At 65.7% G+C, this 14,947-nt stretch carries 16 protein-coding genes and 1 pseudogene; 8 read left to right on the top strand and 9 right to left on the bottom strand.

Features of this window, described 5'->3' with window-relative positions; all coding sequences use genetic code 11:
- Window positions 1-181 precede the first annotated feature (181 nt).
- Entirely contained in the window at window positions 182-790 is a 609-nt protein-coding gene (locus A6M56_RS21890) for a TetR/AcrR family transcriptional regulator (RefSeq protein WP_045785157.1), read from the bottom strand.
- Window positions 791-893: 103 nt separating this feature from the next.
- Between A6M56_RS21890 and A6M56_RS21885 the strand changes: the two genes are divergently transcribed.
- Window positions 894-2,357, top strand: a complete 1,464-nt coding sequence (locus tag A6M56_RS21885; protein WP_102080207.1) for an MFS transporter — start codon at window positions 894-896, stop codon at window positions 2,355-2,357.
- 5 nt (window positions 2,358-2,362) lie between these two features.
- Here A6M56_RS21885 and A6M56_RS21880 read toward each other — a convergent pair whose 3' ends face one another.
- Entirely contained in the window at window positions 2,363-2,962 is a 600-nt protein-coding gene (locus A6M56_RS21880) for an undecaprenyl-diphosphatase (protein ID WP_045785159.1), read from the bottom strand.
- A 298-nt stretch (window positions 2,963-3,260) separates the two neighbouring features.
- Between A6M56_RS21880 and A6M56_RS21875 the strand changes: the two genes are divergently transcribed.
- Complete coding sequence (locus tag A6M56_RS21875; protein WP_102080208.1) at window positions 3,261-4,625, top strand: GGDEF domain-containing protein; 1,365 nt, start codon at window positions 3,261-3,263, stop codon at window positions 4,623-4,625.
- A 667-nt stretch (window positions 4,626-5,292) separates the two neighbouring features.
- Here the strand turns inward: A6M56_RS21875 and A6M56_RS21865 are convergent.
- The 7 genes and pseudogenes from A6M56_RS21865 to A6M56_RS21835 form a co-directional block, all read right to left on the bottom strand.
- Window positions 5,293-5,606: pseudogene (locus A6M56_RS21865) on the bottom strand (EthD family reductase).
- A 122-nt stretch (window positions 5,607-5,728) separates the two neighbouring features.
- Window positions 5,729-6,547 (bottom strand): OBAP family protein, encoded by an 819-nt coding sequence (locus A6M56_RS21860; RefSeq protein ID WP_102080209.1) that lies wholly within the window; start codon window positions 6,545-6,547, stop codon window positions 5,729-5,731.
- 140 nt (window positions 6,548-6,687) lie between these two features.
- Window positions 6,688-6,972, bottom strand: coding sequence for a hypothetical protein (locus A6M56_RS21855; protein ID WP_045785161.1), 285 nt, complete (start codon window positions 6,970-6,972; stop codon window positions 6,688-6,690).
- Between the two features lie 341 nt (window positions 6,973-7,313).
- Window positions 7,314-7,751: a VOC family protein gene (locus A6M56_RS21850; RefSeq protein WP_102080210.1), complete on the bottom strand. Its 438-nt coding sequence runs from the start codon at window positions 7,749-7,751 to the stop codon at window positions 7,314-7,316.
- A 98-nt stretch (window positions 7,752-7,849) separates the two neighbouring features.
- A complete protein-coding gene (gene lspA / locus A6M56_RS21845; protein ID WP_102080295.1) occupies window positions 7,850-8,359 on the bottom strand; it encodes a signal peptidase II in 510 nt (169 codons plus the stop codon).
- 39 nt (window positions 8,360-8,398) lie between these two features.
- The gene (locus A6M56_RS21840; protein WP_062737712.1) at window positions 8,399-8,725 is read right to left on the bottom strand and encodes an EthD family reductase; all 327 of its coding nucleotides are present in this window, start codon (window positions 8,723-8,725) and stop codon (window positions 8,399-8,401) included.
- A gap of 253 nt (window positions 8,726-8,978) precedes the next feature.
- Window positions 8,979-9,377, bottom strand: a complete 399-nt coding sequence (locus tag A6M56_RS21835) for a nuclear transport factor 2 family protein (RefSeq protein WP_180964247.1) — start codon at window positions 9,375-9,377, stop codon at window positions 8,979-8,981.
- A 79-nt stretch (window positions 9,378-9,456) separates the two neighbouring features.
- Here A6M56_RS21835 and A6M56_RS21830 point away from each other — a divergent pair, with 79 nt between their 5' ends.
- From A6M56_RS21830 to A6M56_RS21805, 6 genes are all read left to right on the top strand, one after another.
- The gene (locus tag A6M56_RS21830; protein ID WP_102080212.1) at window positions 9,457-10,398 is read left to right on the top strand and encodes a LysR substrate-binding domain-containing protein; all 942 of its coding nucleotides are present in this window, start codon (window positions 9,457-9,459) and stop codon (window positions 10,396-10,398) included.
- 313 nt (window positions 10,399-10,711) lie between these two features.
- Window positions 10,712-11,173, top strand: coding sequence for a MarR family winged helix-turn-helix transcriptional regulator (locus A6M56_RS21825; RefSeq protein WP_045785166.1), 462 nt, complete (start codon window positions 10,712-10,714; stop codon window positions 11,171-11,173).
- 141 nt (window positions 11,174-11,314) lie between these two features.
- Complete coding sequence (locus A6M56_RS21820) at window positions 11,315-11,740, top strand: organic hydroperoxide resistance protein (RefSeq protein WP_027680493.1); 426 nt, start codon at window positions 11,315-11,317, stop codon at window positions 11,738-11,740.
- 68 nt (window positions 11,741-11,808) lie between these two features.
- Window positions 11,809-12,828: an alpha/beta hydrolase gene (locus A6M56_RS21815; protein ID WP_102080213.1), complete on the top strand. Its 1,020-nt coding sequence runs from the start codon at window positions 11,809-11,811 to the stop codon at window positions 12,826-12,828.
- Between the two features lie 764 nt (window positions 12,829-13,592).
- The gene (locus A6M56_RS21810; RefSeq protein ID WP_045785168.1) at window positions 13,593-14,108 is read left to right on the top strand and encodes a Csu type fimbrial protein; all 516 of its coding nucleotides are present in this window, start codon (window positions 13,593-13,595) and stop codon (window positions 14,106-14,108) included.
- A gap of 73 nt (window positions 14,109-14,181) precedes the next feature.
- On the top strand, window positions 14,182-14,892 hold the full coding sequence (locus tag A6M56_RS21805) for a fimbrial biogenesis chaperone (RefSeq protein ID WP_045785169.1): 711 nt from the start codon (window positions 14,182-14,184) through the stop codon (window positions 14,890-14,892).
- Window positions 14,893-14,947: the final 55 nt, after the last annotated feature.

Genomic DNA, 14,947 nt, shown 5'->3' with positions numbered 1-14,947 from the left:
GCCGGAACATGGCGCCGCAGGTAACGTTTAAGCACAAATCGGAGGCCACCGCAGGGCAAAATCGCCGGGGTGCGGGGGCCGTGCCGTCGGAAAGTCACATATTAATGGCTTTGGGACCGGTACCGAATCGGCCTGAACTGATTCCAAGCGTGACGACAGCAAGCGAGGCGCGCCCGTCCGCCTACGCGACCGCCGCGTCGATGCTCGCCCGGGTGCTGCGCCGCGCCCGCTCGAACACGGCCATGTCGCCCATCAGAAACGCCACGTTGGCATTCGAGCGGAACGATTCGATCTCGAAGATGAGCTGGTCGACGTCGAGATCGGCCCGCAGTTCGCCAGCGGCCTGGCCCGCAGCGATGGTGTCGCGAAAACGCGCGCGCACCGCCTCGCGGTGACGGCGTACGCGATCCTGGATCGGGCCCGGGCGCGCCCGGTATTCGTAGCTGGCGGCGCAGACGAAGCAGCCGCCGGGCGATTGGCCGCTGGCCACGTAGTCGAACCAGCCGTCGGTGAGCGCGCGCAGCCGGGCGAGCGGGCTTTCCAGCGCCATGGCCGGCTCCACCACGGTGGCGAGGTAAGGGCCCACCCCGGCATCGAGCGTGGCGAGCTGCAGGGCTTCCTTGTCGCCAAAGAGCACCTGGATGTTGCCCTTGCCGACGCCTGCGTCGGCGGCCACACGACCGATGGTCAGGCCCTCGAGGCCGTCCGTGGAGGCGATCGCGGTGGCGTGTTCCAGCACTTGCGCGCGCGCGCGTTCGCCACGCGCGCGGCGGCCGTCGGTTTCGTTCATGGCAATAACCTGTCGATGCGTGGGGTCAAGCGATTGGCACTTGACGGAAGCTGTCCGCAACTTAGTATACGTACGACCGTATATTAATAACCGAGATCCCCGCATGTCAATGGAATCCCTTTCGGCCGGCACCCTCGCCGGCGCCCGGCCAAAGCGGCAGTGGCCCGCCCTGGCCGCCCTGCTGACCGGCAACTTCGTCACCATTCTCGACCTGTTCATCGTCAACGTGGCCATTCCGGACATCCGCGACGGGCTGCATGCCAGCTTTGCCGAGATCCAGCTCGTGATGGTCGGCTACAGCGCCGCGTATGCGGTGTTCCTGCTCAACGGCGCGCGCCTGGGCGACCTGTTCGGGCGCAAGCGCATGTTCATGGCGGGCATGGCGCTGTTCACGGTTGCCTCGGCACTGTGCGGGCTGGCGACGGGCCCGTGGATGCTGATCGCCATGCGCGTCGGCCAGGGCCTGGGGGCGGCCATCCTGATGCCGCAGGTCATGGCGTCGCTGCGCGTGCTGTTCGACGGCGATGCGCGGCGGCGCGCGTTCGGCACCATGGGCGCCGTGCAGGGCGTGGCTGCGTCGGTCTCGCAGATCATCGGCGGCTGGCTGATCGCGCATCCGCTGGGCGATGTGGCCGGCTGGCGCGCGGTGTTCCTCGTCAACGTGCCGATCGGCATCGCGGCGTTGCTGGCGGCGCGCGCCTTCGTTGCCGAATCGCGCGCCCCGGTGGCGGCGCGGCTCGATGTGCATGGCGCGCTGGTTGGCGCGCTGGGGCTGGCGATGCTGCTGGTGCCGATCATGCAGGGCCGCGAGTCCGGCTGGCCGTGGTGGTCGTGGGCCGTGCCGTTGGCGTCGCTGCTGGTGTTCCGGCACTTTGTGCGCGTGGAAGAGGCGCTGACGGCCTCGGGCCGCGTGCCCATCATCGAGATGGCGCTCTTCCGCAACCGCAGCTTCGTGCTCGGCGTGCTGGCGATCTTCCTGTTCTACACGGCGATCAGCTCCTACTTCCTGGCCCTGACGATCCTGCTGCAGTTCGGGCGCGGCCTGACGGCGCTGGCTGCCGGGCTGGTCTTCACGCCGGCGGCCATCGCATTCTTTGCCGGCTCGCTGACTGCGCCCCGCCTGGCCGAACGCATCGGGCAGCGCGCGCTCTTGCTCGGGATGGCGCTCTTTGCCGTGGGCATCGTGGTGCTCGCCACCATGGCGCAGACCGGTTCGGCCAACGCGTGGCTGCTCGTGCCCCTCGTCGTCAGCGGCTTTGGACAGGGCATGGTGATTCCGTTGTCGCTCAACACGATCCTGAGCACCGTGGAAACCGCGCAAGCCGGCATGGGCGCGGGCACGGTCACGACCATGCAAGCCGTCGGCAACGCGGTGGGCGTGACGGTGGTGGGCGTGCTGCTGTTCTCGCTGCTGGGCGCCGATGGCAGCGAGACCGCCGACGCAGCCGCCCACGCGGCCCATGTTGCGCGCTACGGCCACGCCTTTGCCTTGGCGATGCTCTACAACGTCGCGGCGACGGTGCTGGCGCTCGTCTTCTTCTGGCGCGCGTGGCGGCGGCACGGCTAGCGGCCCTACTTGCGCACCCACCCGCGCCGTACGCACGGAGCGAGCACCACGCCGTGCACCGCCAGCCCCAGGCGATGCAGCGGCTCCGAGAGCGTGTGTGCGACGCGGCCGCTGCACAGCCACGCGCTGAAGGCGGAAACGGCCCCAGCGCCCAGCATGTCGAACGGATAGTGCACGCCCAGGTAGATGCGCGCCCACGCCATCGGCAGACCCAGCAACGCCAGGAGCACGCCCACACGGCGCAGGCGTGCATTCCACATCAGGCTGAAGGCCACCGTCCACAGCGCCGTCAGGTGGTCGCTCGGGAAGGACGAATCCGCCACGTGGGGCAGCAGGTTGGTGCCCAGCCCAATGGCAAAAGGCCGGGGGTGATACCACAGCAGGCCGAAGCCCGCGTTGATCAGCAACGCCACCGCGGCAGCTATGCCGGTCTGGAATGCCTGCCGGCGCGTAGCGGGCTGACCCCACAGCCAGCCCGCCACGAGGGCAAGCGGCGCCAGCCAGATCGCGTATTCGGCAAAGGCCATGGCCAGCCAGACGGTGGTAGGAGACGGATCGGCCGCAGCGTTGATCCAGAGAAACAGCGTGTGATTGAGCGATTCCATACAACACGGCCCGCGCACGGGCGTGATTCGACAGCGTGGTTGGGCGAACACGGTACGGGACGTACCCTTCAAATGCCTTCCAACCGGCCCGTTCATTGGCGGGACGCACCAACGCCGGGCCGGCCATTCGGCCACGGCATGGCGGCTGCTCGCCCACTCTGGTGTTGCTGCCTGGGCTTTCCGCCCCCCCGGCGCGTGCCTATGATGGAGGCACACAGGCAGCAGCCGCGCCGCCCAACCCGCCGGAACAGACCGCGGGCGCCGGCCGAGCGGACACACAACACCAACCGGGGGTGCGATGGAGAGTTTCCTGATCCAGCGGGCAACCCGCCGGCAAGCCAGCTTTGCCGGTGCCATCGCACTGCTGATCCTGCTGGCACTGGCGGTGGCCGCACCCCGCGCCGACTGGCAATGGCCGGCCATTGCCCCCTTCATGCCGATGTGCGCGCTGACGGTCTTCACCACCGCCGGCATCGCCGCTTTTCTTCTTGGCGCACAGTTCACCGTCACGCGGCAGCCGATGCTGGCCGCGCTGGGCGGCGCCTATGCCTTCACGGCGGTGGCCGTGGCGCTGCAGCTGCTGATGTTTCCGGGCGTGTTCTCCCCGACGGGGCTGTTTGGCGCCCGGCCTACCAGCGCGGTGTGGATGTGGGTCTTCTGGCACGGCGGTTTTCCGCTGTTCGTGATCACCGCCGTGCTCGTGCGCGAGCGCCTTTCCCGCGATGCGGTCTCGGCCGGGCGGGTCACCCTGTGGGCCTGGCTGCTGATCGGCGGCCCCGTGGCAGTGGGCGCCGTGCTGAGCGGCCAGGCGCTGCTCACGAACCTGCCCCCGCCGCTGCGTGCGAGCAACGCAGACAACCCCGTGGCCCTCGTCCTGTGGGCGATCAACGCCATCGCCGTGCTGGTCGTGGTGGCCAGCGGCCGCCTGCGGGCCGTGCTGGATGTCTGGCTGGCCATTGCCGCGCTGGCGTGCCTGACCGACACCACCCTCAACCTGCTCAGCGCCGACCGCTTTACCGTCGGCTGGTACGTCGCGCGCCTGTTCAGCATGCTGGCACCCGGTGTGCTCGTCTGCGTGCTGGTGTGGGAAGTCACGGCGCTGTACCGGCGCCTGTTCGAAGCGCATGTGTCACTGCAGCATGTCTCCATGCACGATGCGCTGACCGGCGTCTACAACCGCAGCTATTTCAACGAACAGATCGGCACGCTGATCGGCACGGCGCAGCGCAGCCACCAGCCGCTCTCGCTCGTGATGGTGGATGTAGACCACTTCAAGCGCTACAACGACGCCTTCGGCCACCTCAAGGGCGACGCCTGCCTGGCCGCCGTGGCGACTGCGCTGGCCGGCGTGGCCCGCCGCCCCGCCGACTTCGTCGCCCGCTATGGCGGCGAAGAGTTCGTTCTCGTGCTGCCCGACACGCCAGCACACGAGGCGCAGGCGCTGGCCGAGCGGGCGCGTGAAGCCGTGCTGCGCCTGCGGATCGACGCGGCGGCGCCATCGCGCTATGTCACCGTCAGCGCCGGATGTGCCACGGCAGCACCCGGTGCAAGCGTCTCGGTCGACGGGCTGGTCGAATCCGCCGATGCCGCGCTGTACCAGGCCAAGGCGGCTGGCCGCAATCTGGTGATGAGCGCATCCGCCCCGCCCGCCGTGCTGATGTAGCGTGCAAAGCCGCGGCGCAGCGGCACGTGCGGCTTTGCTGTCTTCTTTATTTCTTCTGTATATAAAAATAGTAGTAGTAGATAACGGCCCGCCGTTTCTGTGGATAGCCGCAAAAAGCGCTTTGGCTTCAAGGGCTTGCGAAATGCACAACCGATTGGACAGCGTGTGCCGTGGGGTGGATGAACCGGGGGCCATCGCACGGGCCTCGTGCAAGCTCACCGAAGTTGTCCGCCAGCCCTCGACAGGCCACCCCCGCGCCGCAAACACGGTTGTCCCTTGCGTTCTTCACGGTCTTATCCACAGGTGGATATGTGGATGACGTGAAGACGGCCCGGGGCCATCAGCGTGCCGACGGCCCGCCTGCGCCTGCCCCGTGAACGCAGCCAACTGCCCCGCAAATGCCCGCTGATGGCCAGGCCGCGCTTCACCGCGCGCGACATAGGCGGTCAGTCTGGGAAACGCATCCAGCACGCTTGACGGCCTCGCCCAGGCGCGCAGACAGCTGCCCGAGCCGCTGGCGGAAGCTTGAAACCCTGGTTCACCCTCGTCGTCGACACCCAGATCGTGTTCGGGCCGGGGATGGCGACGACGAGCGCCACTGCTGCAGGAAGTACGGCAGCACAGCGTGATCGATCATTCCGCATGACTCCTCTGTCGGAACTCGCGCTCAACGGTCCGACCGCTCGACCACGACTTCGCTGAACTGGCCGCGCGGCATGATGTCGGTGTAGTTGGCGATGTCGGCCACGATCTCCGCGCGGTGCGGCTGGATGGCGGGCTCGTAGCCTTCGGCCGAATCGCAAAGGAACGCGCACATCGCCAAGAAGGCGGGTGGATCGGCGGGCGTTCTGCCGGCCAGGCTCTCATCGACGGTGTAGTACGCACGGGCCTTGCCGAGCCGGGCCTTCACCAGCGGCATGGCATGTGGTGGTCGCGGTCGTAATCGTGATCGAAGCGCGCGCCTTCGGTGTACGGGTACATCACGGACCTTGATCATGCGGTTCTCCTTGCCGGGGTGGCGTCCTGCCCAGGGGAGCCCGGCGATGCCGGCGATCCTGCCCGTCTTGCCATCGGCGCCGCGCCGCCATCCCGCCTGCCAGCGGCTATTGGCCTTGCCTCTCGTTCGCGCGGGCGTTCACGTCCGGCGCCTTCGATGCGGCGCCGGCGCCACCGGACGCATGCGCATGCTGGCTTCCCGTCGGATCGGCAATTTGAAAGGTGTTGCCATGCTGCCAGCCGTTGGCATCGGGGTCGACCGGAGGCTCGGGAATGTCCGCACGGTCCTTACGCTTGGCCGCGCTGTCGACTCCCATGCGCTTGTCCCGGTCGGCAACCATCGCGGCGTTCGCTTGGCCCTCCCCCGTGAAGCCCATCATCAACTGCGGCACCCCGAGCGGCAACGACTTGTCGAGGTCGGTGTGCCACGTATGCCAGGTCTTGCCATATGTGCCCACCAGCTTCTTCATCAGCGCCCTCTCCGCGGGCTCGGGAATGCCGGGCGCGACGAGCTGCCCGGATTTCACTTCCCAGACATGGCTGTGCCAGAGCGCCTTCTCAGCGGCTGGCAGCGTGGCGAACAGCTTTGCGCTGATGATGTATTCCACGCCCATCAACTTTGCGTTCCCGACGTTGCCGTCGTAGATGACGCACTGCGTGACATCCTCGTTGACGATCGCGCAGTAGTGATGCGCTTCCATCTGGACGTTCTGCCGGCCGTTGTAGAAATGGAAGCCATCAAGGTAGGCGTTGATGGCCTCGATGGGCGGCTTGTCCTGCAGCGCCACTGCGCCCGCTTCCAGCACTTTCGTTTTTGGCGATTCCGCCTGCCCCGGCGCGCGGACGTTGGACTGCGTATCGCTCTCGCGATGACAGCCGTAAAGACAGAGCGCGGCTACGGCGCAGACAAGGAGAGCGTTTCGCATGGCTTCACCCGGGCAGCCTGTTGGATGCAACACCGCCGCAAGACTCGAGCCTGCGGGGTGCGGGGTGTGCGCACTGCACAGACGGCGGCATTCGAGAACGCCACCGGACCGGGCCTCCGATTGGACTCCTGCAGAATCCTCTAGTCGCCTGCCATGGACTGGCCCGGCACAAGTCCATCGATGATGTCTTCCGCACCCTGCGTAGCTGCACGCTTGGCGGCGCCCACGTTGTCCCACGGCTCGCCTCTGAGGCGAAAGACGCGGGAGCGTTCATCGTCCATCGTCTCGCCCTCAAGGCAGATGACGACCGAGACGCTGTACGCGCGGTCGGGGCGTTTCTCGTGCCACTCGCGCGGCGGGTTGAAGGGGTAAATCAGGGGGTAAATCGCGAACCCTTTGTAGAAGGATGTCGGGTAGGCGTCCATGGCAAATCTCCCATAGGAAAAGCGAGCAGACCGGGGCGATTGCGCATCGTGCGCTGGCGCAGGACTGAAGCCCCGGGGCGGATGGAGTGCGGACCACGCCGGAAAACCGGCTCGGAAAGGCAGCGTTGAAGGCTGGATCGAGGTGGGACGTCGGCGACGCGTCGATCAGAGGCGAGGCAGGTTTCTCTTGCTGGGGCCGACGACAGGCCCCGCTGGTATCCGTGCCCCACTCTACTCCGATATCGGTGTCGTGGGCTGCGGTATTTCCTGACGCGCTGCACGTCACATTCCGTGCGGGGATGCGTCAATTCTCTCTTGTCGGGGGGAGCCCTGCGCTCCGCTCAACTACCGACCTGCTCAGCAAGCCCGACCATGATGCCCTCCGGCCCCCGGAGATACGCCAGCCGGTAGGAGTTCTCGTAATCCATCCGGCCAATGAGTTCGGCGCCCTGGGTCTGCATGCGGGCAACGATCTCATCGATGTCGTCGACGGCAAACATGATGCGACGTAGGCCCAGCGCGTTCGCCGGCATGTCCACCGGACCAAACCGGACCGGATCGGGCGTATGGAACTTGTCGAGTTCAACGCCCTGTCCGTCGGGCGTCCGCAGCATCGCAACGGTGGCCCGGACGTTCTCCAGCCCGATGAGGCGCCCGACAGCGTGCCCTTCCACCGTGGTCTGGCCCTCAAACGTGAGACCCAGATCGATGAAGAAGGCCTTCACCGCCTCCAGGTCCTCCACAACGATCAGGATGTTGTCCATTCGCTTGACTGTCATGTCGTCGGTCCTCCACGGTGTCTGCTGTCGGCCAGAATGGCCGGTCGGACGCGTGTACTGAGGCACCAGCGCATCCGCTTCGCCTGGGCCTTCACTCCTCAGATCGCAGAGGCCCCGGGCAGCGTGGGCCCGCGCTTGGCACCCCGCAAGAGAATGAGCGCCACGCCGAGCATGATGCCGATGTCCGCGACGTTGAAGACCCCCGTTCGCAACTGCCCGATGCCCACGTTGAGGAAATCCAACACCCGGCCATCGTAGACACAACGATCGAACAGGTTGCTGAGCCCTCCACCCAGGATGCACGCGATCGCAATGACTTCGGTGCGGCCGAGGGAGGACGAACGCAGCAGCCAGCCGAACAGTCCGACCAGGATGGCCAGCACGCCATAGACCAAAACGATATTGCGGGTCGCATCAGACATTCCCGCCCCGAGGCTGAGGAACGCGCCGTGGTTGTAGGTGGGAAGAACCAGCAAGCTGCCCGAAAGGAATGGCACGACTTCGCCGGGCGCCAGTATCTGCTTGAATACGGCCTTCGTCGCCTGGTCGATGAGGATCCAGGCGAGCGCTCCCAGCAGCGCAGTGGTCACCCTCTGCTTCGTCGTCATGGGAAAGGTCATCTGTAGGCGGGGCCCGATCCGGTGCATTCAAGGATCCGACCGCTCGACGACGACTTCGCTGATCTGAAGCACGGGGGCGATGTCGGTGTAGTTGGCGATATCGCCCAGGATCTCCGCGCCGTGCTCCTTCATGGCAGCCTGGAATGCCTCGGCCGAATCACAGATCAACGCGCACATCGCCACAAACGCGGGCGGCGTGCCGGGCGCTCCGCCGGCCAGCCCTTTTTCGACGGTGTAGTACGCACAGGCACTGCCGAGCCTCGCCTTCACCATCGGCATGTGCCGGTCGCGGTAGTAGGAGTGGTCGAAGCGCGCGCCTTCGGTGTACGGGTACATCACGCTGACTTTGATCATGCGGTTCTCCTTGCCGGGTTGGCGTCGTGTCCAGGGAGTCTGGCGACTGCCGGCGATCATACCCGCCTCGCCACCGGCGAGCGGCGTCGCCATCCCCGCTGCCTGCTATTGGGCCGCCTTCTTCGGCGCCGTTTCGCTCAGCGTCCAGCCCGTGACGACCCGCCGCGGCCTGCGGCAGGATCAAGGTCATGCGGACCCGGTGTCGTGCAAGACTCGTCATGGCCTGCAGTCCGCCGCAGGCACCACCTTTGCACTACGCGTATTTGTCCCCCACCGTACTGCGAATCGGATGGGTGTCGTAGACGATGATCATCCGCTCGATGCGCCCATCGTCGTCAAATTCAAAAACATCGACGCACTCGAAGCGCACCGCTGTTCCATCTTTGAGGCCCCAGTCATAGATGAAGTAGCCCGTCGCGCGTCGGGCTCCCGTCGTGCTCACGCAGATGTCGATCGGCGTGATTTTGCTTTCACCAGATGCCGCATCGACCTTCGCAAAGAACGGCGCAGGGTGCATCCACCCGAGAAACGGCGAGAAGATCTGGGCATCGGGCGCGAACAACGCACAGATCGCCGCGACATCGCCGCGCTCCAGCTCCCGAAGGTAGGTGCGAATCTGCCGCGTGTATAGTGCTTCCGACGATGAGGCCATGTCCATTCTCCGGTCATTCGTTGACACCTCCGCGCGCTCGTGCAGACGCGTGCGATGCACGCACGATATCGATGCACCGATGTCCGAACAATCGAAAATTCCGCAACCCGGGTATGCAGCCCATGCATACCCCTTGGCCGACCTGACGCGGACACTGCCGCCCCTGACAGCGTTCCAGTCATTCGTCGCCGCGGCGCATCTCGGGAGCATCAGCAAAGCCGCAGAGCATCTGTGTCGGACACAGGGAGCGGTGAGCCGTCAGATCCAGCAACTGGAAGCGCACTACCGGTGCGCAGTGTTCTTGCGCCACGCGTCGGGATTGACACTGACGGCGGAAGGCACCGAACTGCTGACCGTCGCCGTCAGCGTGCTGACGCAACTGGTTCAGCACGCAGACATCCACGCCAAGACGGCGGCCGTCGTCACTCTGCGGGTGCCATCCACCTTTGCGATTCGTTGGTTGCTGCCACGACTGGAAGACATCCATAACGCCTTGCGGAGAACAGAACTCCGCATCTCCACTTCGGCGGACGACACGCCGGATTTCACGACACCCGACGTTGATGCCGTCGTCGTTCGGGGAAGCGGCCAGTGGGCGGGCATGGAGGCCGTTCCGTTGTTCGCCGAGCGACTCACACCGATGTGCACGAGCGAGATGGCCGCATCGCTCGGAGCGGCGGCCGATCTTGCTCACGTCACATTGCTTCATCCCGGGCACGGCCATGAGGAGTGGCGATGCTGGCTGGAAAGCGTTGGGGCACCGCACATCGATGCGGGCCGCGGACTCGTTTTCGATACCCTTGAATTGACGCTCACCGCCGCCGCGGAAGGGCATGGCGTTGCAATCGGCGACCCCCGGATGGCGAGAGACCGCCTGCGGGCCGGGACACTGGTGACGCCCTTTATCGACGTGGCGCAAAACGGCTTGTCGTACTTTGTGGTCTATCCCTCCCAACGCGCCGCACAGCCCAAGATTCGGGCGCTTGCTGACGTCTTGTCGCGGCTTGCGCGGGAAGACTGACTGTCATCGAGGTCAGCAATCCCGCACTGCGACGTGCCGCCGCCGCATCGGCATGGCGCCCGACAAAAAGAGCGGCCCCGGCCGGGACGGATGGCCGAGGCGAGGTAGGACTGCATGGAAGGCCAGGGAGAGGGCGCGCCTCCCCCCAAGTTTCCAGCGGTGGAGGCTGTGGAAGGGCGCCACCGAGGCAAGTCAACAATCCTCATCGGGGAGCGCACGCCTTCAGGGGACGCGTCACTCCCGCACGGCGTGCGGCACCCACACCCGAAAAATTAGCTTGCAATTCAATAGTGCACTATGTATATTCCTCTCCATGAACACACGCAAGCCTTCCTCCGCACGCCGCGACCTCGCCCTGGACGAGCAGCTCTGCTTTGCGCTGTACTCGACCATGATCGGGATCAACAAGGCGTACCGGCCGCTGCTCAAGGCGCTGGAGCTGACGTATTCGCAGTACCTCGTCATGCTGGTGCTGTGGGAGCAGGATGCCCAGACGGTGTCGGAGATTGGCGATCGCCTGTTCCTCGACTCCGCCACGCTCACCCCGCTGCTGAAGCGGCTGGAGGCATCGGGGCTGATCGAGCGGCAGCGCTCGGCCGAGGATGAGCGGCGGGTGATCATCTCGCTCACGGCGGCCGGCAAGGCGCTGGAGAAGCGGGCCGAGAAAGTGCCGGCATGCATGGCTACGGCCATGGAGTGTGCGCCCGGCGAGCTGGAAGAACTGCGCACACAGTTGAATGCACTGCGAGGACGGCTCTTCAAGAACGCCGCCTGAGCACACACGTATCGCCGACGGGCGCCTGATCGCGTCCGTTTTTTTAGACCGATTAAGTAGCGCACTATTTAATAGCAAGCAATGCGGCGCGGCCTCGACAGCCGATGCGCGCACCACCACCCCTCTCACAGGAGAACCACCATGTCGATCGAAAACGTCCTCTACCGTGCCCATGCTCGTGCCACCGGCGGCCGCGATGGCCGCGCCATCACCGACGATGGCCGGCTCGACGTCCGCCTGACCACGCCAACCGAACTCGGCGGTGCCGGCGGCGAAGGCACAAACCCCGAGCAGCTGTTTGCCGCCGGCTACAGCGCGTGTTTCCTCGGCGCGATCAAGTTCGTGGGTGCGCGCGACAAGATCCGCGTGCCGGCAGATGTGTCCGTGCAGGGCAGCGTCGGCATCGGCGTCATTCCGAACGGCTTTGGCATTGAAGTGGACCTGAAGATCAGCCTGCCCGGCATGGACCCGGCCGAAGCGCAAACGCTCATTGACCGCGCCCACATCGTCTGCCCCTATTCGAACGCGACGCGCGGAAACATCGACGTACGCCTGAGCCTGATCTGACCCGTACGCCGTTCCCCAACTCCGCACCCCTCCAACCCTTCGCACAACACACGATTTGAGGCCCAGCCATGAACCGCATGACCAAATTTGCCGCCGGCACCCTGCTCTCTGTGGCAGCAAGCGTTGCTCTTGCTGCGGGCAGCCCAGGCGTGGAGCGCACCACCCAGGCATTCCTCGACGCACTGGCCGCCGGCGGTGGACAGCCGCTGGAAACCCTGTCACCCGTCGATGCCCGCGCCGTGCTGGTGGGCGCGCAAGCCGCGGCAAAGGTGTCGCTGCCGCCCGCTGACGTCAGCCAGAAAACCATCACCGTGGATGGCAGGCCGATCAGCCTGACGATCGTGCGCCCGGCCGGCGCGAAAGGCACGTTGCCCGGCTTCATCTTCGTTCACGGCGGGGGCTGGGTGCTGGGCGACTTCCCCACGCACGAGCGCTTTGTGCGCGACCTGGTGGCCGACTCCGGCGCCGTCGCCGTCTTCGTCAACTACACGCCCTCGCCCGAGGCGCGTTATCCGGTGGCGATCAACCAGATCTACGCCGCCACAAAGTGGGTGGCAGAAAACGGTGCGCAGATCGGCGTAGACGGCAAGCGGCTGGCGATTGCCGGCAACAGCGTGGGCGGCAACATGGCGGCCGTGGTGGCTCTGATGGCCAAGGCGCACGGCACGCCCGCACTGCGCACGCAAGTCCTGTTCTGGCCGGTTACGAATGCCAACTTCGAGAACGCTTCGTACGACGAATTTGCGCAGGGGCACTTCCTGACCAAGCCGATGATGCAGTGGTTCTGGAATGCCTACACGACCGATCCGGGGCAGCGTCAGGAAATCTACGCATCGCCGCTGCTGGCCACGCCCGCTCAGTTGAAGGGGCTGCCGCCCGCGCTGGTGATTACCGCCGAGAAGGATGTCTTGCGCGATGAAGGCGAAGCGTATGCACGCAAGCTCGACGCGGCGGGTGTGGATGTGACCGCCACGCGCTACAACGGCATGATTCACGACTTCGGCCTGCTCAATGCGCTGGCCGGTGTGCCGGCAACCCGTGCAGCGCTGCATCAAGCCAGCGAAGAGCTGAAGGCGCGGTTGAAGTGATCGGGTGGGCGGGCCCGGCAGCGGAGGTGGAAACTGACCCCGAGGCTTGCAGCCGGAACGCTGCTCCGCCCGGCCCGCCATCGGAAAGGCGCGCGTGCGCGTGCCCGGACTGCAACGGTCCGCCATTCGCCCAGAGGGTCGGACCGACAATGACTCGACACGGCCCGCAGCCAGGGCTGCGTTGATCCACGCCACGTCGGTGACGGGAATGCTCGTCAAGGCCGATACGTCGCTCTCGGCATTCGGCCAGCCTACCCGGACCGAGATGCACTTTCGGGTTACACCTTTTCCGTTCGCTGCCGATATAGACGGAAACACCCGCATTAGCCGGGTGGCGTTGCATGTCTTCCGTCTGAGCCGTGAAATTCTTGCGCTTTCTTGCAGTCCTGACTGCTCTCGCATCCTTCGGAATCCGAAGCACCCCTGCCCACGAAGCGACGGCGAGTGTGTTTGCGAGCCTTCAAATCGTCGACAAATGCACCGTGGCCTCTGACACCAGTGGTCAGCCTCACGTCATGTGCGATCGCCCGGTGCCCAGTCGGGTCTACACCGGGGAGCCTGCCCCGGCGCCGAGCGCCGCCTCCGTGCAGATGCCCGGTTCAGCACAATCTCAGGTCGTCACCATCGAATTCTGAGTTTAATTAGGACGTAGGCTTCTCTTTTTGCTACGCTTGATTCACGCGCCGCGGGGGGCGGCAGACTGGATGAAGACCTGGGCACATGAGGCTCCGGCTCATCCGTGTGACAGCTCGGAGGAGAAACCCATGCGCCGAGGCCTTACTGCGCGTCCGTTCCGTCTCAAGCCGCACTACCTTGTGCTGGCCAGCCTGCTTGCCGCTCCCGGATACCTGGGCGCGGCAACCAAAACCACCACCTTCACGGTTTCGCTCACGCTCCAGAACGACTGCGCCATCAGTGCCAATGCACTGAACTTCGGCACGCAGGGCGTGCTGACCGCGAACGTGGACCAGACCACCAGCCTGAGCGTCACCTGCAGCGCCACGGCACCGTACAACGTCGGACTGGATGCCGGCACGACCACCGGGTCGACCATTGCCGCCCGGCTGCTCGCCGGCACCGGCACCGCAACCGTTGGCTTCCAGCTCTACCGGGACAGTGCCCGTACCCAGATCTGGGGCAACACGGTCGGCACCGATACCGTGACGGGTACAGGCACGGGCACGGCCCAGACCCTGACCGTCTATGGACGTGTCCCGCCTCAGAACACGCCGGCGGCCGGCACCTACACATCGACCGTCACAGCCACCATCACGTTCTAAGTTGCACCGTATCCGTTCCATTGTGTCGGCGATACGCTGCGGGCTGGTTGCGCTCAAACGGCATGCACGTGACTTGAGCAACGCAGGCGCACTGCTTCTGCTCGGTGCGCTGGTGTCTCGTGCTGCAAGCGGCGCCTCGCTGCAGATTTCGCCCATTCGCATCGACTTGCCCCCGGGCCAGGCGGCGGCCGTCCTGACGCTGCGCAATCGCGGCACGCTGCCGCTCAACGCACAGGTGCGGGTGTTCCGCTGGACGCAGGATGCGCAAGGCGACCAGCTCAATGACTCCGCGGCGCTCGTCGCCAGTCCGCCCATCGTGCAGATTCCTGCCGATGGCGAACAGCTCGTGCGGCTCGTTCTGACGCAACCGCCTGCACCAGGCGCTGCCGAACAAGCCTACCGCCTCATCATCGACGAGATACCGGAGCGCCGTCCGCAGACGCTCACCGGCGTAACGATGCAGCTTCGGTACTCAGTTCCGGTCTTCGTCAATGCCGCTGCGGATACGCCGCCCAGGCTCAGCGCTGTGTTGCGTCGCGAGGGTGACCAAACCCTGCTCGTGGTCCGGAACCCTGAGACACACCACGCGCAACTCTCCGGGGTGTCCATCGAGTGGAACGACGGCACGCAAAGCGAAATTACCGGGGGGTTGCTCGGCTATGCGCTCGGCGGTGCAACGCGAGCCTGGCCGGTCGTTGATTCGCACCCTCGTCGGGCGCCGAAGCGTCTTCGCGCACATATCAACGGCGTCGCGGTGGACCTCCCACTCACCCGCGCAGACTGATGCGTTGGGTGGAGATGACAGGCCGTTGCGTTGTCACCCTGGGATGCGGCCTCGT

The sequence above is a fragment of the Ralstonia sp. RL genome (assembly GCF_001683835.1).
Taxonomy (GTDB): Bacteria; Pseudomonadota; Gammaproteobacteria; order Burkholderiales; family Burkholderiaceae; genus Ralstonia; species Ralstonia mannitolilytica.
Note: the sequence above shows the minus strand (reverse complement) of the source record. Positions and strands in the feature narration are given on the sequence as shown.